The organism is Paraburkholderia sp. NPDC080076 (genome assembly GCF_050281145.1).
Taxonomy (GTDB): Bacteria; Pseudomonadota; Gammaproteobacteria; order Burkholderiales; family Burkholderiaceae; genus Paraburkholderia.
The window spans coordinates 75,727-101,911 of the sequence record NZ_JBNNWQ010000001.1; the positions used below are offsets into that span (position 1 = coordinate 75,727).

Below are 26,185 nucleotides of genomic sequence, written 5' to 3' on the forward strand. Positions count from 1 at the left end.
CACGTCGATCCATCGACCAGCCGACCCGTACTGAGACAACCCAGCATGACCACTGCCAAACCGGATCTGCTTTCCCTCGCGTCACGCTTCGCGCTGTTGCCGGATGCGCAGCGCAAGGCCTTTCTCACGAAGCTCGACGCCGCCGGCATCGACTTTCGCGTGCTGCCGATTCCACCGCGCGCCGAGCGCACGGCGAGCGTGCCGGCTTCGTTTGCGCAAACGCGTTTGTGGCTGCACGCGCGGATGATCGATGAACCGGCGGCGTATCACATCACCGAACGCTTACGGCTCGACGGCGCGCTCGATGCCAACGCGTTGCGTCTTTCGTGCGATGCGCTGATCGCGCGTCACGAAGCGCTGCGTACGACCTTCACCGAAAGCGGCGACGGCGTGTTGCAAACGGTGCATGCGCCATCTCGCTGCCCGTGGCACGCGAGTGACGTGAGCGCATTGCCCGCGGATCAGCGCGAGACGCGCGCCGCCGACACCGCACGCGCCGACGAAGCGAAGTCCTTCGATCTGTCGCTCGGGCCGTTGATGCGCGCGCACCTGATTCGTCTCGACGCGACCACGCACTGGCTCGCGCTGACGACGCATCACATTGTCTCCGACGGCTGGTCCGCGGACGTGATACTGGCCGAACTGGCGTCGTTTTATCGCGCGTATGCGAAGAGCGAAGCGGTGTCGCTCGCGCCGTTGCCGATCCAGTACGCCGACTTCGCGTTGTGGCAGCGCCGCTGGCTCGACGCGGGAGAACGTGAGCGCCAGTTGGCGTTCTGGCGCGAACGGCTGGATGCGAATCGCGACGTGCTGATGTTGCCAGGCGCCGCACCGCGTCCGGCGCAGCGCAGCGCGCGTGGTGCAAGGCATCGGTTCGTTATCGATGCCGCGCTCGCGCAGCAAGTAAAGACACTGGCCAATGCGCAGCGCGCGACGCCGTTTGCCGTCTTGCTGGCGGCATTGAGTGCTTTGCTCGCGCGCTCGTCGGGCGAAACGCAGATTCAGATCGGTGTACCCGCGGCGAATCGCGAGCGCGGCGAAGTGGCCGGGCTCGTCGGCTTCTTCGTGAACACGCTCACGTTGGCCGCGCCGGTTCCCGCAGCGCAGTCGTTTGCTTGGTTGGTCGGCGCGACGCAGCAAACGCTGATCGACGCCCAATCGCATCAGGACGTGCCGTTCGAACAGGTGGTCGAAGCGCTCGGCGTGGTGCGCAGCGCGAGTCATCATCCGCTGTTTCAGGTGATGGCCGCTTATGGCGCGCGGCGCCGTCTGCCGTCGCTCGCGGAAGTGCGCATGGCGGAGTTGCCGTCGGGTGCGCCGTTTGCCAAATTCGATTTGACGTTGAGCTTCGAGGAACGGGACGACGGTTCGATCGATGCCTACTTCGTCTACGCGCTTGACCTGTTCGACGCCGATGCGATAGAGCGCGTCGCTGCGCGATTCATCGAATTGCTGTCGAATGCGACGGCAGCACCGGCCACCGCAGTGGGAGATTTGCAATGGCTGCCGGGAGAGGAGCGCGCACAACTCGACGCATGGAATAGCACGGCGCTCCCGCATGAGACGGTGTTCAGGCCGGTGCATCAGCGCGTGGCCGACCACGCCAGCGCGCGGCCGGACGCGCGGGGCGTCGCGGATATGCATCGCTCGCTCACGCGCGGCGAAGTGGATGCGCAAGCCGCGCATTTGGCGCGACGTCTCGTCGCGGCGGGTGTGAGTGCGGAGATGCGGGTCGGCGTGGCGCTGAGCCGGTCGGTGGACCTGCTGGTCGGTCTGATCGCCGCGCTGAAATCGGGCGGTGCGTTCGTGCCGCTGGACCCGAGCCATCCGCGTGAGCGTCTTGCACAGATTCTCGACGATGCGCAGATCACGCACGTCATCACGGAACGCGCGAGTCTCGCCGCGTTGCCGGAGTCGGACCGTCTGCGGTTGTGGTTGATCGACGAGGAACCGCCGGTTAACGAACAGTCGGCGACGGATGTCGAGTTGCCGCGTGTGTCGCCGCACCAGGCAGCGTATGTGATTTATACGTCGGGCTCGACGGGCAAGCCGAAGGGTGTGGTGGTCGATCACGGTTCGTTTGCATTGCATTGCGCCGCGATCGCGGAGCGCTACGGTGCAGGCGAGCGTGACGTGTTCCTGCTGTTCCAGTCGGTCAATTTTGACGGCGCGCATGAAGGCTGGTTCTCGCAGTACATGTCGGGCGCGGCCGTGGCGATCACGGCGGACACGCTGTGGCCGCCCGCGCAGACCTGCCGGATGATGGTGCGCGAAGGCGTGACCATGACCTACGTGCCGCCCGGTTGCGCGACCCAACTCGCCGAGTGGGCACTCGCTCACGGTGCGCCGCCGAGCTTGCGTTCGCTGACGGTGGGCGGTGAAGCCACGTCGCGTGAAGCGTTCGCGCTGATGCGCCGGGCGTTTCCGAATGCGCGCATCGTCAACGGTTATGGGCCGACTGAAACCGTCATCACGCCGATGCTGTGGATGTTCTATCCGACCGACGACAGTACGAAGCTCGCGGACAGCGCCTATCTGCCGATCGGCACGCTGGTCGGCGCGCGTTCGGCGCATGTGCTCGATGCCCGCTTGAATCCGCTGCCGGTCGGCGTGATCGGCGAGTTGTATCTGGGCGGCGAGGGCGTGGGTGTCGCGCGAGGTTATCTCGACCGGCCGGCGCTCACGGCCGAGCGCTTCGTGCCGGATCCGTTCGGCGTGCCGGGCGCGCGGCTCTATCGTACAGGCGACCTCGTCAAGCGGCGCGCGGACGGCGTGTTCGACTTTATCGGCCGGGTCGATCATCAGGTGAAGCTGCGCGGCTTGCGGATCGAACTGGGTGAGATCGAAGCGCAACTCGCCGCGCACGACGATGTGCGCGAAGCCGTGGCGATCGTGCATGGCAAGGGTGCACAAGCGGCGCTGGTCGCGTATGTCGAATTGAGCGCCGAAGCGCGTGAACGCAGCACGCGCACGGATGCGGCCGAACTCGACGCGCATCTGCGTCATACGTTGCCCGACTATATGGTGCCCGCGCATATCGTCGTGCTCGACGCGTTGCCGCGCAATGCCAACAGCAAGGTGGACCGCGCGGCGTTGCCGGAGCCGCAGCGTGTTGCGCGTGCCTATCAGGCGCCCGCAGCGGGACTCGAAACCGCGCTCGCGCAGATTTTCCGCGAAGTGCTGGGTGTGGAGCGTGTCGGCCGCGGCGATCATTTCTTCGAGCTCGGCGGGCATTCGCTCGCGGCGGTTCGTGTCGCGACGCGCGTGGCCGAACGGCTCGCGCGCGATGTGCCGGTGCGCACACTCTTCGAAGCGCCGACGCTCGCGCAATACGCGCAGAGGGTGATGGCGGCGGCACGCAGCGAGGCGATGGCCGATGTCGGCAACGAAGCTTCGAGCGGCGCCTCGAATTCACGCCTCGCACCCGATGCGAACGGCGTGCTGCCGCTTTCTTCCGCGCAATTGGGCTTGTGGTTCCTGTGGCGCTCGCAGCCGGATAGCGCGGCCTACAACATTCCTGTTGCGCTGCGTCTGCGCGGCGCGCTCGATGTCGATGCGTTGCGCGAAGCGTTTGCTCAGGCGGCTGCGCGGCATCCGGCGTTGCGTGTGCGGCTCGTTGAACGTGAAGGGCAATTGCCGGGCCAACGAGTTGGCGAGTCGATGTCATTTGAGCTGGGCATGATCGATCTGTCCGGCGATCCGACAGAAGCTGCCCGTGAGCATGCCGCTGTCGCGCTGACCGACGAAGACGCGCTCACGCCATTCCATCTGCTCGACGATGCCCCGCTCTGGCGCGTGCGCTTGGTGCGCCTTGCCGAGCAGGATCACGTGTTGTCGCTGGTCGTGCATCACATCGTGTCGGACGGTCAGTCGATCGATCTATGGCTCGATGATGTACGGACCACTTATGTCGCGATTGTGCGAGGCGCGTCGCCGGCGGTTTCGGTATCGGGATCGCCCTTGCATCAGGAACTGATCCTGCCGGTCGCCGCGCCGCGAGCGCGTCTATCGTTCTGGCGCGATGCGTTGGCGGATGTCCCGTCGCACGTGCTGCCGTCGCCCTCGTCTGGCCGTGCCGCGTCGCCGAGTTGGAGCGCCGGCCGTCTCGCGTTCGAATTCAGCCCGGCGCTCGTGCGCCGCGCCCGCTCGATGGCGCTCGAAGTTCACGCGACGTTGCCGATGTTGTTACACGCCGCGCTGAACGTAGCCTTCTATCGTGCGACGGGCGTCACCGATCAACCGGTCGGCGTTCTCGCCTCGACGCGCGAATTGACAGGCGAAGCCGCGCGCCGCGCGTTGGGACTCTTCATCAACGCCGTTGTCGTGCGCACGCGGCTCGCGAAAACCGACACGCCGGCAACGCTGCTCGCCGAAGTCCGAGACGCCGCGCTCGCCGCCTATGCGCACGCGGACACGCCATTCGCCGACGTGGTGGCGGCTTTGCGCGCGCCTCGCACCGAAGCCGGCAATCCTTTGTTCTCGGTGATGTTCAACTACCTGCGCCCGGCGGGAACAGCGGAACGCGACTGGGCCGGCCTCACGCTCGACGACTTCAACGACGTGCGGCATCGAGTGGTGTTCGAACTGGAACTGGATGTGGTCGAGCACGCCGACGGACGCGTGACCGGCGCTTTTTCGTATGCGAACGCGTTGGTGGACGGCCGCTTTGTCGAGGTCCTGACCGCCGACTATCTGGACGTGGTGCAGCAGTTCGTCGATGCGCCGCATGAGCAACTGGGTGCTTCGGCCGCGCGCTTTGCATTGGAGTCCGCAAGCCTCGCGACCGGCCCGCAGGCAAGCATGACCTCTCACGACGAAGCATCGCAGCGCGCCCAGGCGCTCGAACGCGTCTGGAGCGATCTCTTCGAGGGCAACACGCCCGCGCATCACGACGACCTGTTCGAGGCGGGCGCGAGTTCATTCGACGTGGTGCGCTTCGTCGATGCCGCGCGAGTCGCCGGCCATGCGCTGGAGATCGCCGACGTATTCGCCGCGCCGACCTTCGCGCAACTGGCGGTGAGGCTCGTCGCGCAGGCATCGAACGTCGCTGCGTTGCGCGACGGCGCGTAGGCCGAGCACAAAACCCGGCAAAAAACGCAGTCAATAAAAAACCGCATCAATCACGCAAGATTTTCACCGGCCCGCGCACCCGGCGCGCCGGCTTCCACCGATAAGGACCTGCGACATGCACAGAGACACTGTATTTGATCTGATCGGAATCGGCTTCGGACCGTCGAATCTCGCGCTTGCCGTGCGCCTCGCCGAAGAGGCCGGCGTGTCGGACCTCGCGCATTGCTTCATCGAGCGGCAGCCGGAATTCGGCTGGCACCGCGGCATGCTGCTCGACGATTGCCGGATGCAGATTTCCTTCCTCAAGGATCTCGTGACGATGCGCGATCCGAAAAGCCGCTTCACGTTCATCAACTACCTCTACGAACGCGGACGTCTGGCGGATTTCGTCAATCTGAAGAACTTCTATCCGACGCGCGTGGAGTTCCATGATTACCTGAGCTGGGTCGCGGCGTCGTTCGACGATCGCGTGAACTATGGGCAGACCGTGACCGGCATCGAAGCAATCAAGAGCGCTGGGAATACGAACGACGTCGAAGCGCTGCGGGTTTTCTCGCGCGACAGCGAAGGCCGTGAATGGCAACGCGTGACGCGGGCGCTCTCGGTCGGCATCGGCGGCGGGCCACAGGTGCCGGAGGCGTTCGCCGCGCTCGGCACGCACAACATCGTGCATTCGTCGCAGTACCTGACTTCCATCGACCGCGTGGTCGGACCCGCGAGCGGCGCGCAAAAACGCGTGGCGGTGATCGGCGCAGGACAGAGCGCGGCCGAGGTGTTCGTCGATCTGACGCGCCGCTATCCGCACGTGGACGCGAGCCTCATCATTCGTTCGAGCGCGCTGAAACCCGCCGACGACAGCCCGTTCGTCAATGAAATTTTCAGCCCCGCTTTTACCGATATCGTCTACGCGCAGCCGCGCGACGGCCGCCGTTCGCTGATCGAGCGGTTTCGCGACACCAACTACGCGGTGGTCGACCGTCCGCTGATCGAGCAGATCTATGAAATGCTTTATCTGCAGAACGTGTCCGCCGATGCGCGCCACCGGCTGCTGGCGAACACCGGCATCGAAACGGCAGTGCGCACGGCCGGCGGCCAGATCGAACTCACATTGCGTGACCGTCTGAGCGGTCACGCACGCGCCGAGCAATTCGACGCGCTCGTGCTTGCAACGGGATATCGCCGCGACACCCATTTCGACTTGCTGGAAGGGCTTGCGCCGCATCTTGGCGATGCGCTCGCGCAAGGCAACGTCGAACGCGATTACCGACTCGCCACGCCGGCGAGCTTCAAACCGCGCATTTACCTGCAGGGCTGCTGCGAAGACAGTCACGGGTTGTCCGACACGCTGCTGTCGGTGCTCGCGCTGCGCTCAGACGAAATCGCCGCTTCGCTCGTACATCACACATCGCAAGACCGGTCGGCCGGCCGGACACAACAAGCACAGGAAAACGCGACGAGCGCGGGCCGCATGGCCTTCGCTCTTTAATAAAAAGCGGTCTTTTGGCCGCGGAAGAACCTGGAGCATCGAGAGATGGAGTGGGCAATAGGCACGCGCCGGAGTGCAACCGCCGCTGCGGCGAGCGTGGCGTTTTATGCGGCGGCAGCCGCTACCGCACAGGCGCAGCAGTCGGCGCAAACCGAGGGCAATGCGCAGCAGAACACCAGTACGAGCCAAGCGGGCGTGACGTCGGCCAGTACGCTGCCTTCGATCAGCGTCGAAGGCTCGGCCGACAATGACGACACGGTGGGCCTCGTTGCACGCCGTAGCAGCACCGGCACCAAGACCGACACGCCGCTGAAGGAAATTCCGCAGACGATCAACGTCGTTACCGCACTGCAGATCGAGGAGACCGGCGCGACCAGCATCAACGAGGCGCTGCGCTACATTCCGGGCTTCTCGACCTATGGTGCGGATGTACGCTCCGACTGGTATTCGGTGTTGCGCGGCTTCACGCCGACCGTGTTCGTCGACGGCCTGCAAGTGCCCAATACACTCAATCTCGCGAGCTGGCGTGTCGATCCGTACATGATCGACAGCATCACCGTGCTGCGCGGTCCGACCTCGGTGCTGTACGGCCAGGGCGACCCGGGCGCGATCATCGACGTGCAGAGCAAGCTCGCCAACGGCGAGCGCATTCGCGAAGTGGAAATGCAATTGGGCGACTACGCGCGCAAGCAGATCGCATTCGACGTGGGCGACAAGGTCGATAAGGACGGCACGCTGTCCTATCGTTTCCTCGGCGTGGGACGTGACGGCAATTCGCAGACCGGGCCGAATCCGGAGCAGCGCGTGGCGTTGGCGCCCTCGGTGAAGTGGCAGCCGAACGCGAAGACTTCGCTGACGGTCGAGGCGACTTATCTGCAGGATTGGGGCGACGCATCGAATAACTTCTTGCCGGCGCAAGGCACGATTTTGCCGAATCCGAATGGCAAGATTTCACCGGACCTGTACACGGGCGATCCGGAGTTTTCGCACTACCGCAAGAAGCAATGGTCGGTGGGTTATCAGTTCGAATACAAGTTCGATCCGGTGTGGACGTTCCGGCAGAACACGCGCTTGATGCATCTCTCGCTCGATCAGGGGCAGGTGTTCGGCGGCGGTCTCGATCCGGCCGATCCGACCGAGGCGTCGCTGCTGCGCTATGTCGGCCTGTACCAGATGAACTACAGCCGCTTCGATGTCGACAATCAGGCGCTGGCCCGCTTCGGCACGGGTCCGCTCGATCATACGGTGCTGCTCGGCTTCGAATACAACCGGCAGTCGACCACCGATAGCGAATCGATGGCGACCGGTCCGAGCCTGAACATGTACAACCCGGTGTATACGCCGATCACCAACGCGATCTTCAGCGGACCGGACGCGTTCCCACGCACCGACACGAAGTCGACCATGAATGCGTTCGGCGTGTATGCGCAGGACCAGATCAAGTGGCAACGCTGGGTGCTGACGCTCGGCGGGCGTCAGGACTGGAGCAACACCACGCAGAACGACATCGCCGGAGGCAGCCGCCTCGAACAGAACGATCATGCGTTCTCCGGGCGGGTTGGGCTCGTGTACCTCGGCGATTACGGATTGTCGCCGTACATCAGCTACTCGACGTCGTTCAATCCGCTGGTCGGCGTGAAGATCGCCGGCGGCGGTATTGCCGAGCCGACCAAAGGCAAGCAGATCGAAGCCGGTTTGCGCTGGCAACCGGCCGGCAAGAACCTGATGCTCAGCGCGGCGGTTTATCAGATCAACCAGACCAACGTCGTCACGCCGGACCTCGCTATCGACCCGACCGGCAGCACCAGCGTGCAGACCGGCGAGGTGCGTTCGCGCGGGATCGAGTTGAGCGGCGTGGGCAATGTCACGCGCAACTTCTCGGTGATTGCCGCGTACGTGTATCAGGACGTGAAGAACATCAAGGCCGGCGACGACACGCTCGGCAAGTGGCCGGTGGATATTCCGCGGCCGCGCCAGATGGCGTCGTTGTGGGGCGACTGGACGTGGCATGCCGGGCCGCTGGCAGGTCTCGGCTTTGGTGCGGGCATTCGCTACCAGAGCGGCGCGGCGGGCGCCGCCGACAACTCGCTGTATGTGCCGAGCTACACCGTGTACGACGCGGCGGTTCACTACGAAACGCGCAACTGGCGCTTCGCGGTGAACGGCCAGAACATTTTCAATCGCCGGTTCGTGAGCGGTTGCCAGTCCGTGAATACCTGTTTCTATGGGAATCCACGCACGGTGATCGCAACCGCGAAATACGACTGGTAAGCATGTGGCAATGACTCACACATAGGAACCGACTATGCCGAAGAAGAAACTCGTTTACATCTGGTCGCTCAGAAACGCCGCCGCCGACAAGGCCGGCCAGGAGATCGCGTACAAGAGCGGCACGCGCTACATGAAGTCGGTGCTGGAGTCGCTCGTCGAGGCTCTCAACGGCACCGAGCTAGGCGATCAGTACTCGCTCGAAAAAGTCATTTACGACGACGATGCGGGCTCCAGCGTGGATCGCGAGAAACTGAAGGAATATGGCTTCGCCTATGAGCCGGGCAAGCGCTGGTTCTATCCGCCGAACTTGCGTGTGCAGGGCAAGCCGGTCAACGATCTGTTGCTCGCGATTCCGTCGACGTATAGGCGTGAGCCGCTCGATGCGCCAGGCCGCCCGGCAGGCAAGAGCGCCTTTGAAAAGCATCTGCTCGATACGCTGGTGGAGTTGAAGGCCGATATCGTCGTGCTGGATGGTTTGCTGATCATTCTCGACGAACTGGTGCGGCCGGGTGCGCCGTTCTATCGCAAGATCGTGAATATTCATCCGGGCGTGACGCGCGCCGAATCGCCGTACGAGCGGCGCGGCGCGTATGCGACGCTCGACGCACTCTACGGCGCGCGCGGCAAGAAAGTGGTCAACTGGAAGACGATGGAAACAGTGGCGGTCGAACCGCTCTATCTGACCGGCGCATCGTTTCACTACGTCGACAACGGGATCGATTCCGGCGAGGTGATTCACGACGTGCTGAATACCGAAATCGATAAGGACGATACGATCCTCGAACTGCGCTGGAACAATTTCAACCGCAGCCTTTTTCCAGCTTTGAACGAAGGGCTCGCGATGATGGCCGGGCAGTCGGTGCAAGTCGAGGCGTGATTAGCGAAGCGTGCGCCGCTTTGGAGTTTACTTGTGGGCGCACGCCGCCTTCGACGGAACACTGGTCAGCACGCGTCGCATCGGGCTGGTTGCTGTTGCGCGGGCGTGTGCTTCTTGACGCCAAGTCTTTGCGACGCGCTGCCGGAAATCACGAAACTGAGCGCAGCAAGCACCCACACGCCGACTCCGCCGTAGACCATTACCCAGCCGAAGCCTTGCATCAACGCGGCATGCACGACGCTTCCTGAACGGTCGATTTGTGTCAGCGCCGGCATCCCGGTTCTGATCGCTTCGACATCGCCTGCCGCAATTTTCTCCGCGAGCTTGCCGAGCGGCGCGGTGTCGAGGGACTTCGGCAGTCGCGTCTTCAGATTGAACAGAATGCCGCCGACCAGGATTGCGCCCATCAACGCGATGTTGATCGCGAGCGTAATCATCCGCGCGCTCATATCGATGCCCGAGGCCATGCCCGCGCGTTCGGCGGGAACCGCGGCGGTCGTCGTATTGGTGACGGGCGTATTGGTGAGGCCGAGGCCCGCGCCCGCCACCATGCAACCGGGCAACATGGTCCACACGTCAGCATGCGCGGCGCTGCTGCCGTATCGCATCAGCATGAAGCCGAGGCCGATCGTGAAAAGACCGGCAGGTATGGCGATTCCCGAGCCGTAACGCAATGCCAGCCGTTCGCCGAGCGGCGGAAACAGCAGCGTCGGCAACGTGTAGGCGAGCAAGGCGAGTCCGGCGCTCACGCTGTCATAACCGAGACCGATCTGGAAATAGATCGGCAGGTAGATCATGAACGGCCAGAAGCTGAAGTTCATGCCCGTCGAGCCCATCAGTGCGCCGGAAAACTGCGGAATCCTGAACACAGAAAAGTCGAACATGGGACGCGCACTGAGCTTCTCGGCAAACAGAAAAGCCACGAAGGCGACCAGTGTTACCGCGATGATGAAAAGCGCTCGCGGATTGCCGAAGCCGAGCGCCGGAACCTGCGTGATGAAATACACGAGCCCGAACACCGCCAGCGACAACGTGACGATGCCGGCAACGTCGAGCGTATGCGCGTGCGGGTCGCGCGATTCCTGCACGCCGCTGAAAACGAGCGTCAAGGTCACGACAGCGAGTAGCGCGTGCACCCAGAAGACCCATTGCCAACTCGATAGCGCCACGATCGCCCCGCCGATGATCGGCCCAAAGCCGAGCCCGATGCCGAAGATGATGCCCCACGCGCTGAATGCGCGAGCGCGTTCGGGTCCTTCGTTGAACTGATGCGATAGCACAGCCACCTGGCAGATCAGCATGGCGCCGCCGCTTGCGCCTTGCAACAGGCGCGCGACGATCAGCGTCGGCACGCTTTGCGCGAGTCCGCAGATCAACGAGGTGATGCCGAACAGGGCGATGCCGATCACGAAGATGCGTCGGCGGCCGAATCGGTCTGCCAGCGTGCCGGTCGCCATCAGGACGGTGGTCACCGCGAGCGTGTACGCGTTCATGATCCACTGCATGCCTTTGAAGTCGCCGTGCAACACGCGCTCGAGCGTCGGCAGGATCACCGGCACGCTGGAGATTTCGAGGCCGAACATCAGCGACGCAAGACACACCGCGCCCAGCGCCAGCGTGTTTTTGCGCAGCGAGAGGAAGGTGGCCGGTTGCGAAGTTTCGCTCGCGATGGTTCGTGCAGGGCGCGGCTCGCGCGAGATCGCTCGATGGTCTGCAGTTGCAGCCGCGCGGGGCCGTTCTTCGCGCCGTGGCGGCGCGATCGGATCATTGGACATGAAATTTCACCTGGTTAGTCGATGGGCTTGCCCACCACGGACTGTGTAATATAAGGGGAATTCATGTCCCCATTGACGCACGAAAATCCCAGAAATGTGTCTCAATGGGAACCAATAAGGCAAAGGGTATGAGCGACATCCTCGATGGTGTGACGACGTTCGTGCGCGTGGTCGAAACGGGCAGTTTCGCGCTCGCGGCGGAACGGATGAACCTGACGCGCTCGGCGGTCGGCAAAGTGATCGTGCGGTTGGAGAAGCGTCTCGGCGTGCGCCTGCTCAATCGCACGACGCGCAGCCAGAGCCTCACCGAAGACGGCCAGGCTTACTACGACCGCTGCGTGCGCGCGCTGGCCGAACTCGAAGCCGCGGAAGCCGATCTGGACTCTGGACGACGCGAGCCCAAAGGCCGATTGCGCGTGAGCGTGCCGCAGGCTTTCGGTCATTACTGCGTGGCGCCCGTGCTGCTCGGCCTCGCCCGCAAACATCCGCAACTGAAGATCGACATTTCGATTACCGACCGCTTCGTCGACGTGATCGAAGAGGGTTTCGATCTCGTGGTGCGCGTGGGTCCGCTCGCGGACAGCGTGAGTCTTGCCGCGCGCAAGCTCGGCATGCAGCACGCGAGCATCGGCGCCGCGCCAGCCTATCTGGCGCGGCATGGCACGCCGGCGAGCGTCGACGAATTGCGCGGACACGCCGTGATTGCCTACTTGCGGGCAGGGTCGGCGCAGCCGTGGGATGTGGTCGACGTCGACGGGCAAATCCGCCGCGCGCAAGTTCAGCCGCAGCTTGGTTTCGACGACATGAAGGGTATTGTCGATGCCGCTCTCGCCGGCTTCGGCCTCGCGTGGCTGCCGAGTTGGCTATTGGCCCGTTATGCGCAAACAGGCGAGCTGGTGACGGTCATAGAGAATTGTTTCCGGCCTGCTCAGGAGATCCACCTGGTGTGGCCGAAGAGTCGCTATCTGGCGCTGAAAACGCGCTGCGCGATCGATGCGCTGGTCGCGGAGATTCCCGCCATGATCGGGGCGCCCGCCGCGGGCGCCCCGAGTTCACGCGATGCTTAGAACTGCAGCGTTGCGCTGGCTACGGCGGTGCGCGTCGGCGACGGCGCCACGTAGTAGCCCCACGCCGTCGTCCAGTAACGGCGGTTGAACAGGTTGTTGATCCCCGCGCGGAATGTCACGTCCTTTCCGGCGATTTTCGTCTCGTAGCGGCCGCTCAGGTCGAACGTGGTGTAAGCCGGCACGAACTGCGTGTTCTGCGCGTCGACGGCCTGGTTGCCGACGTACTTGCCGCCGAACGCCAGCGTCAGCGGACGCAGATACGACGGGTTGTATTCGATCCGGCCCGTCACGGTGAAGCGCGGCGCGCCGTAGATGCGCTTGCCTTCCACGGTCGGATCGTTGACGTCCATGGCCTTCGTGTCGAGCCACATTACGCCGCCCATGACGCGCCATTCGCTCGTGAGCGCAAGCCAGCCGCTCGCGTCGAGGCCCTGATAGCGCTTGGTGCCGTCCTGCACGAAGATGTTGTCGACGTTCGTGTAGTTGTAGCCCTGATCGACGCGGAACAGCGCGAGGTTGGCGCCCCACTTGGCGTGGTCGGTTTTAAAGCCGACTTCGTACTGCTTGCTGCGCAGTGGGCCGAACGTGTCCGGGTAGTTGAGGTTGGTGTTCGACGCGGCACCGCCCTGTTCCAGCGACTCGACGTAGCTCGCGTACAGCGTCGAGTACGGATCGGTCTTGAACATCAGCGCGAAGGTCGGCGTGACCGGGTCCGCCTGGTATTGCGACGTGACCGCGCCGCTCGGGTCGTACACGTGCTGCTGATATTGCGTGTAGCGCACGCCGACCAGCGCCGACAGACGCGACGTGAGCTGCACGGTGTCGCTCGCGTACACGGCAGCCTGCGTGATGCGCTGCTGACGGTACAGGTTTGAGCCGATGCTGACTTCGTCGTTGGTCAGCAAGGTGCTGGCGTACAGATTGCCGTATCCGAGGAAGTAGCCTTCGTTCCAACCCGTGCTGTTGCTGTATTCGCTGGTTTGCGTTTCGAAACCGGCGCCCACCACCACGTCGTGCTTGATGCTGCCCGTGTTGAAATGGCCTTGCACCATGCCGTCGACGTTCTGGTAGAAGTAACGCGTCATGGCCGCATAGAGCGTGTTCGAGTAGTTGCCTGCGGCGTCGGAAACGAACAGGAAGCTATCCGAATTGGTGCGGTTCTCCTTGGCGAAGCGGTACTTGATGCTTGCGTGCCAGTTGTCGGAGATGCGGTAGTCCAGGCCCGTGCCGAACGAGGCCATCTCGGTCTCGTAGTAGTTCTGCGGTTGCGTGAGCGCGTGGGTGACTTTGCTTGCGTCGGGAATGCCGCCGGCGTCGCCGCCGAACATCAGGCCGAACAGCGTGCCGTTGGTTCTGCGCTTCTGGTAGAACGCGTCGGCGCTCCACGTCAGGTCCGGCGTAATGCGGAAGTCGAACGCGAGCGAGGCGACCTGGCGGCGCACGTGGCCGTGGTCCTCGGCAGTGTTGCCGTTTTCGTTGACGAGGTTCAGGCGGTAGCCGAAACGGTCGTCATTGCCGAAGCGGCCGCCCAGATCGACGGCCTCGCTGAATACGCCGGCCGACCTGTAGCCGACCGTGATGCTGCGGTACGGCGTGTTGGTGGGACGCTTCAACACGTAGTTGACGATGCCGCCCGGCGAGCCGAAGCCATACATGAAGCCGGACAGGCCCTTGAGCAATTCGACCTGCTCGAACGGTTCGAGCGAGAGGTCCGTATCCCACGACGGGAAGGTCTGGCCGTCCACCTTGATGCTGTTCAGCGTGTCGATCGGCATGCCGCGCACGGTGAACATCGAATTTTCGCTGATCGCGTTTTCGCTGATCACCGACACGGCCGGATCGTACTTGTACAGATCGTTGGCGGTCGTCGCGAACAGATCCTGCGCTTCGTCGCTAGTCACGACGTGAGTCGAAAACGGCGTGTCCACCTGCTTGCGCGAACCCAGCGCGCCTGCGCTGACCGTGTCGGCCTGCGCCACGGTGGTGTCTTTTGCCGCCGAGACGCTCACGGCCGGCAGCGTCGCGGCGGCGTCGCTGGCCGCGACCTGCGCCCAGCCCGGAGTCGACAGCGTGGAAAGCGTCAAACCGACGCTGGCCAGAAGCCCCGCGCTCAGCAGCGAGGGAGTACGGCGTTGGCCGCGCACAAACGCCGGTCGGCCGGCGACAAAGAATTTCTGCATGTTGTTCGAATTGGACAGAGTGACGCTCATCGCGCACCAGAAATGTGCGAAACGACGTCATCGGAAGCGAGTGGTTAAGTAATCGAAGTGTAAGAACGCGACTGCGCTCAAATGGTAATGCATCTGATTCGCATTAACAATCTGTTTGTTTCGTGTCCTTAGTCATCTATAAGACATCTGTCATAAGACAAGGCGAAATCGGCCCAAAGCCTTATCCGGCGGGGCTCGGCCCCTTGGAGGGTGTTTCCGGGATATGTTTGTTTAGCAGCGAGTAGAGGAAAACACGCATATACTCACGCTCTGGCCGTAGAAAGTAGTGCCGTGCGTCGCGCCGCCTTGTTGTTTTGCCGCAACGCGCCGGTCGGCACCACCCAACGCTCTGTCTAACACTTCACCTAGCAAAGCACCGAACATGTCCACACCGCCGAAGATCATCTACACCCTTACCGACGAAGCGCCTGCTCTGGCGACCTACTCGCTGCTGCCGATCGTGAAGGCGTTCACGCGCTCGTCCGACGTGATCGTCGAGACGCGCGATATTTCGCTTGCCGGCCGGATCATCGCTGCATTTCCCGACTACCTGAGCGCGGAACAGAAGGGCTCCGACGATCTGGCGGAACTGGGTGGACTCACGACGCGTCCGGAAGCGAACATCATCAAGCTGCCGAACATCAGCGCGTCGGTGCCGCAACTGAAGGCCGCGATCACGGAACTGCGCGATCAGGGCTACAAGCTGCCGGCGTACCCGGACGTCGCGAATACCGACGCTGAAAAAGACGTCAAGGCTCGCTACGACAAGATCAAGGGCAGCGCGGTCAACCCGGTGCTGCGCGAAGGCAATTCGGACCGCCGCGCGCCGCTGTCGGTCAAGAACTACGCACGCAAGCATCCGCACAAGATGGGCGCCTGGAGCGCGGACTCGAAGTCGCACGTCGCGCACATGAGCGGCGGTGATTTCTACGGCAGCGAAAAATCGGCGCTGATCGCGGCAGCCGGCGCGGTGAAGATCGAACTCACGGCCGCCGACGGCTCGAAGACGGTCCTGAAGGAAAAGACCGCCGTGCAAGCAGGCGAGATCATCGACGCTTCCGTGCTGTCGAAGAACGCGCTGCGCAGCTTCATCGAAGCGGAAATCGCCGACGCGAAGGCGAAGGGCGTGCTGTTCTCGGTGCACCTGAAGGCCACCATGATGAAGGTGTCGGATCCGATCATCTTCGGTCATGTGGTGTCGGTGTTCTACAAAGACGTGCTGACCAAGCACGCCGACGTGCTGGCGCAAGCCGGCTTCAACCCGAACAACGGCATCGGCGATCTGTACGCGCGCCTGAAAGACCTGCCGGCTGAAACGCGCGAAGCGATCGAAGCCGACGTCAAAGCGCAATACGCACAGCGTCCGCAACTGGCCATGGTCAATTCGGACAAGGGCATTACCAGCCTGCACGTGCCGAGCGATGTGATCGTCGACGCGTCCATGCCGGCCATGATCCGCGAGTCGGGCAAGATGTGGGGCGCGGACGGCGCGCTGCACGACGCCAAGGCCGTGATTCCGGACCGTTGCTACGCGGACGTTTATCAGGCAGTGATCGAAGACTGCAAGAAGCACGGCGCGTTCGACCCGGTCACGATGGGCACGGTGCCGAACGTCGGCCTGATGGCGCAAGCGGCTGAAGAATACGGTTCACACGACAAGACGTTCCAGATCCCGGCAAACGGTGTGGTTCGCGTGACGGACGCGGCCGGCACGGTGCTGATCGAGCAATCGGTGGAAGCGGGCGACATCTGGCGCATGTGCCAGACCAAGGACGCACCGGTTCAGGACTGGGTCAAGCTGGCGGTCAACCGCGCCCGCGCCACCAACACGCCTGCCGTGTTCTGGCTGGACGCGGCGCGCGCGCACGACGCCCAGATCATCAAGAAGGTCGAGCAATACCTGAAGAACCACGACACCAACGGTCTGGACATCCGCGTCATGACGCCGGTCGAAGCGACCAGGTTCTCGATCGAGCGTATCCGCGCCGGCAAGGACACGATCTCGGTCACCGGCAACGTGCTGCGCGACTACCTGACCGACCTGTTCCCGATCATGGAACTGGGCACCAGCGCGAAGATGCTGTCGATCGTTCCGCTGATGGCCGGTGGCGGCATGTTCGAAACCGGCGCGGGCGGTTCGGCGCCGAAGCACGTTCAGCAACTGGTCGAAGAAGGTTTCCTGCGTTGGGATTCGCTGGGTGAATTCCTGGCGCTGGCCGCGTCGCTCGAACATCTGAGCAGCGCCTATCACAACCCGAAGGCGCAGGTTCTGGCCAAGACGCTGGATCAGGCAACCGGCAAGTTCCTCGACAACGACAAGTCGCCGGCGCGCAAGGTTGGCGGTATCGACAACCGTGGCAGCCACTTCTACCTCGCGATGTACTGGGCGGAAGCGCTGGCCGCGCAAACCGAAGACGCTGCGCTGCAAGCGCAGTTCGCCGGCGTGGCGAAGGCACTGGCTGAGAACGAAGCGAAGATCGTCGAAGAACTCGGTGCGGCACAAGGCAAGCCGGTGGACATTGGCGGCTACTATCGTCCGAATGTCGAACTGACGAGCAAGGCCATGCGCCCGAGCGCCACGCTGAACAAGATCGTGGACGCGGTTGCTTAAAGCAACGAAGTAAGCGGTAAACATGACGATGGCGCTTTCGAGCGCCATCGTCGTTTTTACTCCAACGTGAGCAGCGGCCATACCGGCCGTCACACGTGAACGATTTCCCAATCGCTGAGCTTCTCTGGAATTTCCAGCGTCGACGTGTCGTCGCCTTCCGAGAGATGCGGGCAGATCAAGCCGCGTGCGAGGTCGTCGGCCGCCTGTTGCGGGCTGGCGAATTCACCGAGCGTTTCGTTGCCGTAGGTTGCCTCCCAGCCGTCGTGGCCCGGCAAAATGTAGAAAGCACCCTGATTCGAACCGAAGCGAAAGCCTTTCATTTTTAGTCTCCCAATTGCCATTTAAAAACCGCGATGCCGTGGCGGCTTCGTTTCACAGGTTGGGATTCTTCAGACTATGTTTCCGCCTATCCCACTCCGCTCGACTACTGAAGCACCGGCTCTTGTAAAAGAGTCTACGTCAGCAGGTAGTGTCGCAAGTGGTTGTTAGACGCCTCGTTTTATCAAAAAATATCCTGCAAAAATAAAGGCTTATCGTCTGTGTTTCGCGATGTGCAACGTGGGGCGACATTGCGAAATGCCGGTTTTGTGCCACGCACCACGATTTTTTACGAAGCGCGCGATCGTTCCGCATCGTGAAATTTTAGGGTTTCTGATACGGCCCTCGCGCGGGCGGGCCGGATGGCAAAGCAGCGTGACGAGCGCCGCCGTCCCAATCAACCCGCGATCCGGCGCAGGAAATCGAGCATTGCGCGATTGAATTGCGCCGGCCGTTGCAGCGGGGCGAAATGGCTCACGCCGGGCAGCAGGATCAACTCCGCGCCGGGAATGCTGCGGGCGAGATAGTCGGCGTGTTCCGGCTTGATGAATTCGTCGTGCTCGCTTTGCACGATCGCGACCGGCACATCGATCTGAGCCAGATCGTCGGCGGAATAGTTGGGCTCGGTTTTCATCATCGTGCTGACCGCGCCGACAAACGCCTCGAAGTCGTCCGGTGTCGACGATAGCTGCGCATAGTCTTTCGCATGACGGCTGAAGCAGCGCTCGATCACCGGCGTCGGCACGAACGGCTTCGTGCCGCTCGGGTGCATGTTGCAGCCGAAGAAGAACACGCCCGCCACGCGCTGCGGCGCGGTGCTGCCCAATACCATCGCGACGCAGGCGCCGTCGCTCCAGCCTACCAGCGCAGCGCGTTCGAGTTGCAGCGTATCCATGACGGCCAGCACGTCGGACGCCATCAGCTCGTAGCGGTAGGGTCGCGCGTCGCGAGTGCTGCGGCCGTGGCCGCGGCTGTCGACGACCACCACGCGATGCCCCGCGCCGAGCAGCGCGGGCACCTGGTAGCCCCAATTGCCGCTGTGCCCGAGACCGCCGTGCAGCAGAATCACCGGCGCGCCGGCGCCATACGACGCGTACCAGATTCGCGCGCCTTCGTGCTCGGCATAGCCTTCGTCGCTCGGGACCGGCAGCGGCGCCGCGCCGTGCGCTTCGAAGTGTTCGAGGTCGTCGTCGTGCGGGTTGGTGGAGGATTCCATCGCTGTTGTCTCCGCTGTATGGGATTCGCTAGGTTGCCAGCGTTGTCACCAGAAGATCAACCGACCTACGAGTTTTTGCGTGCCGACAAGTCCGCTGTCACTGCATACCGGACGACTCGTAACTCACATCCGATACCACCCCATTCGGGTCGATGGTCACGATCAGATCACGCTTGGAGAACCCCCCGGGACAACGGAAAAAAGGCGTGCGGTCTGCACTGTTTTGATTGCTGCTCCGTCAAGCGAGCTTTTGCATGTCCCGCGAACGGTGGATATCGACGGGATTGACGATAACCACCGCGCGGGATTATCGACACTTAGCTAGAAACGTACGCCACATATGGCCCCGTGCCACCGCCCGAAGAAGCGCGGCCCGAAATCCCGTAATACACATGACGGCCATAAAAGAACGGCAAACCGAAGTCGAACTGCCGGGTCATATAGATGCCGAGATTATTGAATGCGTTATTCCCCGATGAAGTCAGCGTCGCGCCGTTTGCGATATTGAAGCCGAGTGTCACGCTCGCCGGATTGGTCCCCGCCAGCGTCGAGGTACGGCCCACGGTCGCAGCCGGAATGTAGTATCCCGACGACACGTCGCGCGCGATGGTCGTGTCCGGGAAGAACAGCACCGTCGAGCCCGAATCGAAGAACGTCTGCGTGAACGTGGTGCCGCCATAGGACGACGTGAAGTCGCCGTTCAGGTCCGTTCGGATAATCGGCGCGCCCGTGCCGTTCAGCACGTTGTTGGCCTGCGTGTCGATGCCGAACACGAGCGTGCCTTGAGCCGTTGTGCTGCCGCTATCGGACACCTGCGCCATTTCCAGAATCACACCGTTGTTATCCTGCGGGAATCGCGCGACCGGGTTGCTGATCTGTTTTGCGACGGGCACCGAGGTGGCATTGCCGGCATTGGTGTAATAGAACTGCGAGAGCGTCGTCAGGGCACACTGCGAGCCGCAGTCCGTCGGGCTCACGCCGATGCCGAGAATGCCGTTGGCGCCGAGATCGGCCGCGGTGGCCAGTGGCCGGCCTACCTGGCATTCGCTCGGCGCGGCAAGGGTCAGCGCTGAATCGCCGATCACATGAATCGGCACCGACGGTGCAATCTCGCTCGACAGCGCGATGTCCGCGAGATGCACCGAACCCCATGCATAGCCGCTGCCGAACAACGCGCATTCAGCGAGCGGCAGGCCGCTCGACTGATCCGTTTCGGCGGTGAGCGCACTGAAGGTGGCATTCGGAATCGCTGAGCGAACCAGACGTAGCCCGAACGATGCCGTATCGACAATCACGTTCGGAATCGTCGTGCAACTCGCGGTCGCGTTGGAGCCGGGCGCGCAGATTTTGACGCTGACCATCGGCTGGTTGTGAATGCCCGTTCCGCTCACCGTCACCGACATCGTGTTGCCGGGGCCGGCCGGCGTCGGCACGGCAGACGCGTCGACGGCGAGTACATTGGGTGTCGAGTCGTTGGTAAGGGGATTGGACGTCGTGCCGCCCGGTCCCGTCGGCGCGCTGGCGGCAGCCGGTGCATTTGCCGTGGAGTTGCTGCTGGAGCCACCGCCACCGCCGCCGCAGCCGGCGAGATTGAGTGCCAATCCGAGCCCGAGCGCCGCGGCAATAATCCTTGCGATTTTGCGCACTGTTGTTCTCTCTCTAATGATTTTAATGAGTTACTTGATGTCGTCAGCGCTCACACCTTGCGGCAGCGCTTGCGGTAAATAGGCGCGGCCCACGAAGGCGCCCATATGGCCGCCGGTCTCCACGACCAGCGCCGACTGATGCACGACGGCGGGCCCGTAGCCGCCGCCTTGCGTGGCGTGGGCATCGGTGAGTGCCTGGACATAGGTCGGGAAGTAAGTGGCGAGCAGCGTTTTGAGCGGCGGCATGGTCGGGCCTTCCCAGCTCAACGCGAAGACCGTATTGCCCGCGCCGATGTATTCGCTCACCACGGTGCCCGATGGCAGCGTCGTCTGGCTCACGGTGTAACTCGCCGAGGCCGCACTGCCGCTAGCGGCGAAGCGCGCCACCGCCGCGCTATTCTGGTTAGCCGCCCCTGCACTCGTGCTACTGGCCGTAACCGGATAGGTCGGCGCGCCACCCAATGCCGCATACGCCGGAGCGGCCAGAGCAAACGACGCCGCGGTCACCGCGAGTATTCGAAATTGACTCATTATCATTTTTTCGTTTTCGAAGTTTTGGAGAATACGCGCGAGCGGTTATTTATCCTCGAACTCGCGCGAAGCCGATATTAGCGTGAGCGTGTTTGATTAAATCAGACGATAAATGGTGGAAATCGGGCTCTGTTTGAAAATGAAAGGTAACGCGCATCCGCCGTTCAATCTTCGGCGAGTTTCTCGATCAGCATCGCAACGAAGGTTTCCGTCACGGGCGGCAGTGTCCGGCCGCGTTTTTTGATGAGAGCGATGGGGCGAGTGAACGCGGGGTCGTCGACCGCGCGCACGATCAGTTCGGGCTCCGCCCTGACTTCGCGGGCCGACGCCGGCAGGATCGTCACGCCGAGTCCCGCGCGCACCATCGCGACCGCGCTCATCATGTAGGTCGGCTCGCACGCGATCTCCGGCGTGCAGTGAGCGTTAGCGAAAGCGCTGTCGACCACTGTCCGCACGCTCGTGCCTTGGGCGGTCAGCACGAGCGGCGTGGCGGCAAGATCAGCGAGCGTGATGTGCCGCCGCCGGGCAAGCGCATGCCGCTTTGGGAACACGGCAACCAGCCGGTCGATGCCCGCATGCAGCACCTCGAAAGCGGCGTCGTCGAGCGGGCCGCCGGTCAGCCCGATATCGACCTCTTCATTGCGCACCAATGTATTGACCATGCTGGCGACCACGTCGCGTACATGGAAGCTCACGCGCGGCACGGCCTTCTTGATGCCCTGCACGAGTTCGGGCAACACGCTGGCCGCGAACGTGGGCAGGCAGGCGATCCGCACGGTGCCGCTCGCGCCTTCGCCGAGCGCGCGGGCGTCGATCAGCACGTGCTCCATGTCATGCAGCGACTTTTGCAAGAGCGGCAGCAGTTCACGGCCGGTCGGCGTGAGCGCGACATTGCGGCTGTTGCGGTCGAACAGGCGCATGCCGACCGTTTCTTCGAGGCGGCGAATCTGCACCGTCAACGCCGGTTGCGACAGATGCAGCCGCGTCGCCGCGCGCGTGAAGCTGCCGGTTTGCGCGACGGCGATAAACGCGCGGATGTCCCGAAGATTCAGATCCATGATAGTTTGTAATTGCTGCGATCAAATCATTTCAATTGATTTATAGCCGCTTCGAACTTACGCTGGATCGCAGTAAAAAACAATCTCGGAGACAAGCACATGCTGCCATTACTGGGGCTCGCTACCATCGTCGTGCTGCTCGGCGCGATTCTGTCGAAACGCATGTCGCCGCTGGTGGCGCTCATCATCGTGCCGATTGCGGCGTCGCTCATCGGCGGCTTCGGCTTTCAGACCAGCAAGTTCGTGATCGACGGGCTCAAGAGTCTTGCGCCGGTCGTCGGCATGTTCGTGTTCGCGATTCTTTACTTCGGCACCATCACCGACGCGGGCACGCTCGATCCGATCATCGACCGCATTCTGCGCGCGGTCGGCACGCGGCCCACGCGAATCGTGATGGGCACCACGCTGCTCGCGCTGCTGATCCATCTGGACGGCTCCGGCGCCGTGTGCTTTCTGGTCACGATTCCCGCCATGCTGCCGCTCTACGATCGGCTGAAGATGGACCGGCGCGTGCTGGCCGCAGCGGTTTCGATGGCGGCCGGCATCAACTTTCTGCCGTGGACGGGGCCGATGATTCGCGCCTCCGCCTCGCTTCATCTGCCCATCTCGGCTCTGTTCAATCCGTTGATTCCGGTGCAGGCGATCGGCCTCGTATTCGTGTTCGGCATGGCGTTCTGGCTCGGGCGGCGCGAGGAAAAACGCCTCGGTCTCACGGCCGCGAGCGGTTCGGTGCCCATGCCTAAACGCGAACTGACGCCCGAAGAGCAGGCGCTGCGCCGGCCAAAGAACTTCTGGTTCAACATCGTGCTGACGCTGGTTGTGCTCGGCACGATGGTCGTGATGGGCGAGAAGATTCCGCCGGCGATCATGTTCATGGTCGGCCTGTGCATCGCGCTGATGGTGAACTATCCGAACGTCGACATGCAGCGCAAACGGATCGACGCGCATGCCCGCGCGGCCTTGATGATGGCCGGCATTCTGCTCGCGGCCGGCGTGTTCACCGGCGTGATGCAAGGCAGCGGCATGCTGAAGGCGATGGCGCAGTCGGCGGTCGGTTTCGTGCCGCCCGCGATGGCCAGTCATATTCCCGTCGCGCTCGGCTTGCTGTCGATGCCGCTCAGCATGTTGTTCGACCCCGACTCGTTCTATTTCGGCGTGCTGCCGGTGATCGCCGAAGTGGCCGGCCAGCTCGGCGTGCCCGCGGTGCACGTCGGCCAGGCCGCGTTGCTCGGCCAGATGACCACCGGCTTTCCAGTCAGCCCGCTGACACCCGCCACTTTCCTCGTGGTCGGCCTGTGCGGGATCGATCTCGCCGACCATCAGAAATTCACGTTCCCCTTGCTGTTCGGCGCGTCGATCGTGATGACGATCGCCTGCGTCGCGCTGGGGATATTCTCACTGTGAGCTTCACCGAATGGATGTGACCAGCATGACAGCCACTCAAACTCAACGGACCGTGCGCATCGGCGCGGGCGCGGGTTATTCCGGCGACCGCATCGAACCCGCTGTCGAACTGGCGAAGCACGGCGCGCTCGATTACCTCGTCTTCGAGTGCCTCGCGGAGCGCACGATTGCGATCGCGCAGCAGGCGCGCAGCAAGGACCCGCAACTCGGCTACGACCCGTTGCTCGAAACGCGCATGAAGGCGGTGCTGCCCGCCGCGTTGCGCAACGGCGTGCGGATCATTTCGAACATGGGCGCGGCGAATCCGCTCGCGGCGGCGCGCAAGACCGCGGAGATCGCGCGCTCGCTAGGGCTTGGCGAGGTGAAGATCGCAGCGGTCACCGGCGACGATGTACTCGACGTCGTTCGGCAGGGCGATTTCTGCTTCGTGGAATCCGGAGAGCGTGTGTCGGACTACAAGGATCGGCTCGTGTCCGCGAATGCGTATCTCGGCGCGAGCGCGATCGTCGATGCGCTCGTGGCCGGCGCGCAGATCGTGTTGACCGGACGCGTGGCCGATCCGTCGCTGTTCGTCGCGCCGCTGATTCACGAATTCGGCTGGCGCATGGACGACTGGCAGACGCTCGGGCAGGCGACGGTGATCGGCCATCTGCTCGAATGCGCGGGGCAAATCACCGGCGGCTATTTTGCGGATCCGGGCTTCAAGGATGTTCCTGACCTGGCGAGACTCGGCTTTCCGGTTGCCGAAGTCGGGCCGGACGGCGCGGTGGTCGTCACCAAGCTTGCGCAAGCCGGCGGACGAGTCACTGAGGCGACCTGCAAGGAGCAACTGCTGTATGAGATTCATGACCCGCAGCGCTATCTGCAACCGGATGTGGTCGCGGATTTCTCACAGGTGCGTGTCGCGCAGGAAGCGCCGGATCGCGTTCGCGTGAGCGGCGGACGAGGCACGCCGCACACGGATACGCTGAAGGTGTCGGTTGCTTACTTCGATGGTTATATCGGCGAAGGGCAAATTTCGTACGGCGGTCCCGGCGCGTTGGCGCGCGCGCGGCTCGCGCTCGATATAGTGCGGGAACGGCTCACGCTGACCGGCGTGCAGACGCGTGAATTGCGTTTCGATTTGATCGGCGTGAACGCATTGCATGGCGAAACGGCGGTTGCCGGTTATGCCGAGCCGTACGAGGTGCGTGTGCGAGTGGCGGGGCGCACGGCTTCGCTCGCGGAAGCGGTGCGGATCGGCAACGAGGTGGAGACGCTTTACACCAATGGTCCGGCAGGCGGAGGCGGCGTCACGAAGTTGGCGCGCGAAGTCGTCGCGGTGCAATCGGTTTTACTGCCGCGCGAGCATGTGACGCCGGCATTCTCGATGGTGGAGGCGTGAGATGAAATTACGTGAGCTGGCTCATTCGCGTACCGGCGACAAAGGCAATACGCTGAACATCTCGGTGGTCTGCTATGACGCGAAGAACTACGAACATCTACGCACGGTGCTGACGCCGGAGCGGGTCAAAGCGCATCTGCGTGATGTAGTGCAGGGCGAGGTGGCGCGCTACGACCTGCCCGCGATTGCCGCGTTCAACTTCGTGCTGGGCAATGCGCTCGGCGGCGGCGTGACGCGTTCGCTCGCACTCGACGCACACGGCAAGTCGCTGAGTTCGTCGTTGATGGATCTCGATGTCGAGGCGCCGGCCGCGTAGTACGCGAATGCGGCCGCCTTCAGGCGTCCGCTTCTTCCCAAGGCGGCACCGGCTGCCAGGCTTCGATCAACTCATCGATGAAAAGCCGCACTTTCGGAGTCAGGTGCCGGCGCGTCGGATAGATTGCGCGAATCGGCAGCGCCTGCGCTGCGAACGATTGCAGCAACGGTTGCAAGCGACCTTGGCGGATTTCGCTCGCAACCAGATAGGTGGGCAGATTGATGATGCCCACGCCTTTCACCGCCGCGCCGATTAGAGCCTCGGCGCTGTCCATCTTCAATCTGCCGCCGGTTTCCACGACCTGTTGCTCGACGCCGGCAAAGAGCCACGGTTGCGGTCGTCCCAGGCTGACGAATTGCAGGCACTCGTGGTGCGCGAGATCGAGCGGCGAGAGCGGCGCGCCGCGCTTCGCCAGATAGGCCGGCGACGCACACGTGATCAGCTTTTGCGTGGCCACCGTGCGGGCGATGAGCCGCGAGTCCGGTTTCGGTTCGCCGACGCGGATGGCGACGTCGATCCCCTCGTCGACGAGATCGACGAAGCGGTCCGTGAAGCTCACCTCGGCGCTGACCGCCGGCCAGCGTTCAAGAAACGACGTGATGATCGGCAACACTTGGCGGTGACCGAGCGCAATCGGCAGGCTGATGCGTAACGTGCCTGCCGGCGTCCCGCTGCGCACCGCCATGGCCGTCTCGGTCTCTTCGAGGTCTTCGAGTATCTGCGTGCAGCGCGCGTAAAACACGGAGCCGTCGTCCGTGAGTCCCAGACTATGCGGCGTTCGATGCAGCAGCCGCACCTGCAAGCGTGCTTCGAGACGGGCAATGATCTTGCCGACCGCCGAGCGCGTGATCCCGAGTTGCTGCCCCGCCGACGTAAAACTGCCGGCCTTGACCACGGTGACGAAGGTCGCGATGTCGTTGATGTTGCCGAGCGCCAAGTCGAGGT

The 26,185-nt window shown here is 63.2% G+C and carries 17 protein-coding genes; 9 read left to right on the top strand and 8 right to left on the bottom strand.

Going from position 1 to position 26,185, the window contains the following annotated elements; all coding sequences use genetic code 11:
• Positions 1-45 precede the first annotated feature (45 nt).
• The 4 genes from ACQKRQ_RS00315 (at position 46) to ACQKRQ_RS00330 (ending at position 9,704) form a co-directional block, all read left to right on the top strand.
• Positions 46-5,070 (top strand): amino acid adenylation domain-containing protein, encoded by a 5,025-nt coding sequence (locus ACQKRQ_RS00315; RefSeq protein ID WP_427474624.1) that lies wholly within the window; start codon positions 46-48, stop codon positions 5,068-5,070.
• 115 nt (positions 5,071-5,185) lie between these two features.
• On the top strand, positions 5,186-6,556 hold the full coding sequence (locus ACQKRQ_RS00320; protein WP_427474625.1) for a lysine N(6)-hydroxylase/L-ornithine N(5)-oxygenase family protein: 1,371 nt from the start codon (positions 5,186-5,188) through the stop codon (positions 6,554-6,556).
• 45 nt (positions 6,557-6,601) lie between these two features.
• Entirely contained in the window at positions 6,602-8,827 is a 2,226-nt protein-coding gene (locus tag ACQKRQ_RS00325; protein ID WP_427474626.1) for a TonB-dependent siderophore receptor, read from the top strand.
• A 34-nt stretch (positions 8,828-8,861) separates the two neighbouring features.
• On the top strand, positions 8,862-9,704 hold the full coding sequence (locus ACQKRQ_RS00330; RefSeq protein ID WP_427474627.1) for a N(5)-hydroxyornithine transformylase PvdF: 843 nt from the start codon (positions 8,862-8,864) through the stop codon (positions 9,702-9,704).
• A 65-nt stretch (positions 9,705-9,769) separates the two neighbouring features.
• Here ACQKRQ_RS00330 and ACQKRQ_RS00335 read toward each other — a convergent pair whose 3' ends face one another.
• On the bottom strand, positions 9,770-11,479 hold the full coding sequence (locus ACQKRQ_RS00335; protein WP_427474628.1) for an MFS transporter: 1,710 nt from the start codon (positions 11,477-11,479) through the stop codon (positions 9,770-9,772).
• A 128-nt stretch (positions 11,480-11,607) separates the two neighbouring features.
• On the opposite strand from ACQKRQ_RS00335, the gene ACQKRQ_RS00340 reads away from it, so the two are divergent.
• Complete coding sequence (locus ACQKRQ_RS00340) at positions 11,608-12,546, top strand: LysR substrate-binding domain-containing protein (RefSeq protein ID WP_427474629.1); 939 nt, start codon at positions 11,608-11,610, stop codon at positions 12,544-12,546.
• On the opposite strand, the gene ACQKRQ_RS00345 is transcribed toward ACQKRQ_RS00340, so the two are convergent.
• Positions 12,543-14,726: a TonB-dependent siderophore receptor gene (locus ACQKRQ_RS00345; RefSeq protein ID WP_427476024.1), complete on the bottom strand. Its 2,184-nt coding sequence runs from the start codon at positions 14,724-14,726 to the stop codon at positions 12,543-12,545. The two genes, ACQKRQ_RS00340 and ACQKRQ_RS00345, sit on opposite strands and share 4 nt — an antisense overlap.
• A 412-nt stretch (positions 14,727-15,138) precedes the next feature.
• On the opposite strand from ACQKRQ_RS00345, the gene ACQKRQ_RS00350 reads away from it, so the two are divergent.
• Complete coding sequence (locus tag ACQKRQ_RS00350) at positions 15,139-17,367, top strand: NADP-dependent isocitrate dehydrogenase (RefSeq protein ID WP_427474630.1); 2,229 nt, start codon at positions 15,139-15,141, stop codon at positions 17,365-17,367.
• Positions 17,368-17,456: 89 nt separating this feature from the next.
• Here the strand turns inward: ACQKRQ_RS00350 and ACQKRQ_RS00355 are convergent, their stop codons facing one another.
• The 5 genes from ACQKRQ_RS00355 to ACQKRQ_RS00375 all read right to left on the bottom strand — a co-directional run bounded on the left by ACQKRQ_RS00355 (position 17,457) and on the right by ACQKRQ_RS00375 (position 22,136).
• Positions 17,457-17,687: a hypothetical protein gene (locus ACQKRQ_RS00355; RefSeq protein WP_132378762.1), complete on the bottom strand. Its 231-nt coding sequence runs from the start codon at positions 17,685-17,687 to the stop codon at positions 17,457-17,459.
• A gap of 395 nt (positions 17,688-18,082) precedes the next feature.
• On the bottom strand, positions 18,083-18,901 hold the full coding sequence (locus tag ACQKRQ_RS00360; RefSeq protein ID WP_427474631.1) for an alpha/beta fold hydrolase: 819 nt from the start codon (positions 18,899-18,901) through the stop codon (positions 18,083-18,085).
• Positions 18,902-19,218: 317 nt separating this feature from the next.
• Positions 19,219-20,547, bottom strand: coding sequence for a DUF3443 domain-containing protein (locus tag ACQKRQ_RS00365; protein WP_427474632.1), 1,329 nt, complete (start codon positions 20,545-20,547; stop codon positions 19,219-19,221).
• 30 nt (positions 20,548-20,577) lie between these two features.
• Positions 20,578-21,084, bottom strand: a complete 507-nt coding sequence (locus ACQKRQ_RS00370) for a DUF2844 domain-containing protein (RefSeq protein WP_132378758.1) — start codon at positions 21,082-21,084, stop codon at positions 20,578-20,580.
• Positions 21,085-21,242: 158 nt separating this feature from the next.
• Positions 21,243-22,136, bottom strand: coding sequence for a LysR family transcriptional regulator (locus ACQKRQ_RS00375; RefSeq protein WP_132378756.1), 894 nt, complete (start codon positions 22,134-22,136; stop codon positions 21,243-21,245).
• A 99-nt stretch (positions 22,137-22,235) separates the two neighbouring features.
• Between ACQKRQ_RS00375 and ACQKRQ_RS00380 the strand changes: the two genes are divergently transcribed.
• The 3 genes from ACQKRQ_RS00380 to ACQKRQ_RS00390 are packed head-to-tail and all read left to right on the top strand — an operon-like array spanning position 22,236 to position 25,240.
• Positions 22,236-23,540 carry a CitMHS family transporter gene (locus tag ACQKRQ_RS00380; RefSeq protein WP_408180211.1) on the top strand — a complete coding sequence of 435 codons (1,305 nt, stop codon included), beginning with the start codon at positions 22,236-22,238 and terminating at the stop codon, positions 23,538-23,540.
• Positions 23,541-23,565: 25 nt separating this feature from the next.
• Positions 23,566-24,924: an acyclic terpene utilization AtuA family protein gene (locus ACQKRQ_RS00385; protein WP_427474633.1), complete on the top strand. Its 1,359-nt coding sequence runs from the start codon at positions 23,566-23,568 to the stop codon at positions 24,922-24,924.
• A 1-nt stretch (position 24,925) separates the two neighbouring features.
• Positions 24,926-25,240: an AtuA-related protein gene (locus tag ACQKRQ_RS00390; protein WP_427474634.1), complete on the top strand. Its 315-nt coding sequence runs from the start codon at positions 24,926-24,928 to the stop codon at positions 25,238-25,240.
• 19 nt (positions 25,241-25,259) lie between these two features.
• On the opposite strand, the gene ACQKRQ_RS00395 is transcribed toward ACQKRQ_RS00390, so the two are convergent.
• Entirely contained in the window at positions 25,260-26,177 is a 918-nt protein-coding gene (locus ACQKRQ_RS00395; protein WP_427474635.1) for a LysR family transcriptional regulator, read from the bottom strand.
• Positions 26,178-26,185 lie beyond the last annotated feature (8 nt).

Excerpts from the sequence above, each read along its gene's own strand:
- ACQKRQ_RS00345 (WP_427476024.1), bottom strand. The coding sequence starts at position 14,726 with ATGCAGAAATTCTTTGTCGCCGGCCGACCGGCGTTTGTGCGCGGCCAA.
- ACQKRQ_RS00325 (WP_427474626.1), top strand. The coding sequence starts at position 6,602 with ATGGAGTGGGCAATAGGCACGCGCCGGAGTGCAACCGCCGCTGCGGCG.
- ACQKRQ_RS00350 (WP_427474630.1), top strand. The coding sequence starts at position 15,139 with ATGTCCACACCGCCGAAGATCATCTACACCCTTACCGACGAAGCGCCT.
- ACQKRQ_RS00375 (WP_132378756.1), bottom strand. The coding sequence starts at position 22,136 with ATGGATCTGAATCTTCGGGACATCCGCGCGTTTATCGCCGTCGCGCAA.
- ACQKRQ_RS00330 (WP_427474627.1), top strand. The coding sequence starts at position 8,862 with ATGCCGAAGAAGAAACTCGTTTACATCTGGTCGCTCAGAAACGCCGCC.
- ACQKRQ_RS00380 (WP_408180211.1), top strand. The coding sequence starts at position 22,236 with ATGCTGCCATTACTGGGGCTCGCTACCATCGTCGTGCTGCTCGGCGCG.
- ACQKRQ_RS00370 (WP_132378758.1), bottom strand. The coding sequence starts at position 21,084 with ATGATAATGAGTCAATTTCGAATACTCGCGGTGACCGCGGCGTCGTTT.
- ACQKRQ_RS00335 (WP_427474628.1), bottom strand. The coding sequence starts at position 11,479 with ATGTCCAATGATCCGATCGCGCCGCCACGGCGCGAAGAACGGCCCCGC.
- ACQKRQ_RS00385 (WP_427474633.1), top strand. The coding sequence starts at position 23,566 with ATGACAGCCACTCAAACTCAACGGACCGTGCGCATCGGCGCGGGCGCG.
- ACQKRQ_RS00390 (WP_427474634.1), top strand. The coding sequence starts at position 24,926 with ATGAAATTACGTGAGCTGGCTCATTCGCGTACCGGCGACAAAGGCAAT.
- ACQKRQ_RS00320 (WP_427474625.1), top strand. The coding sequence starts at position 5,186 with ATGCACAGAGACACTGTATTTGATCTGATCGGAATCGGCTTCGGACCG.
- ACQKRQ_RS00360 (WP_427474631.1), bottom strand. The coding sequence starts at position 18,901 with ATGGAATCCTCCACCAACCCGCACGACGACGACCTCGAACACTTCGAA.
- ACQKRQ_RS00340 (WP_427474629.1), top strand. The coding sequence starts at position 11,608 with ATGAGCGACATCCTCGATGGTGTGACGACGTTCGTGCGCGTGGTCGAA.
- ACQKRQ_RS00355 (WP_132378762.1), bottom strand. The coding sequence starts at position 17,687 with ATGAAAGGCTTTCGCTTCGGTTCGAATCAGGGTGCTTTCTACATTTTG.
- ACQKRQ_RS00315 (WP_427474624.1), top strand. The coding sequence starts at position 46 with ATGACCACTGCCAAACCGGATCTGCTTTCCCTCGCGTCACGCTTCGCG.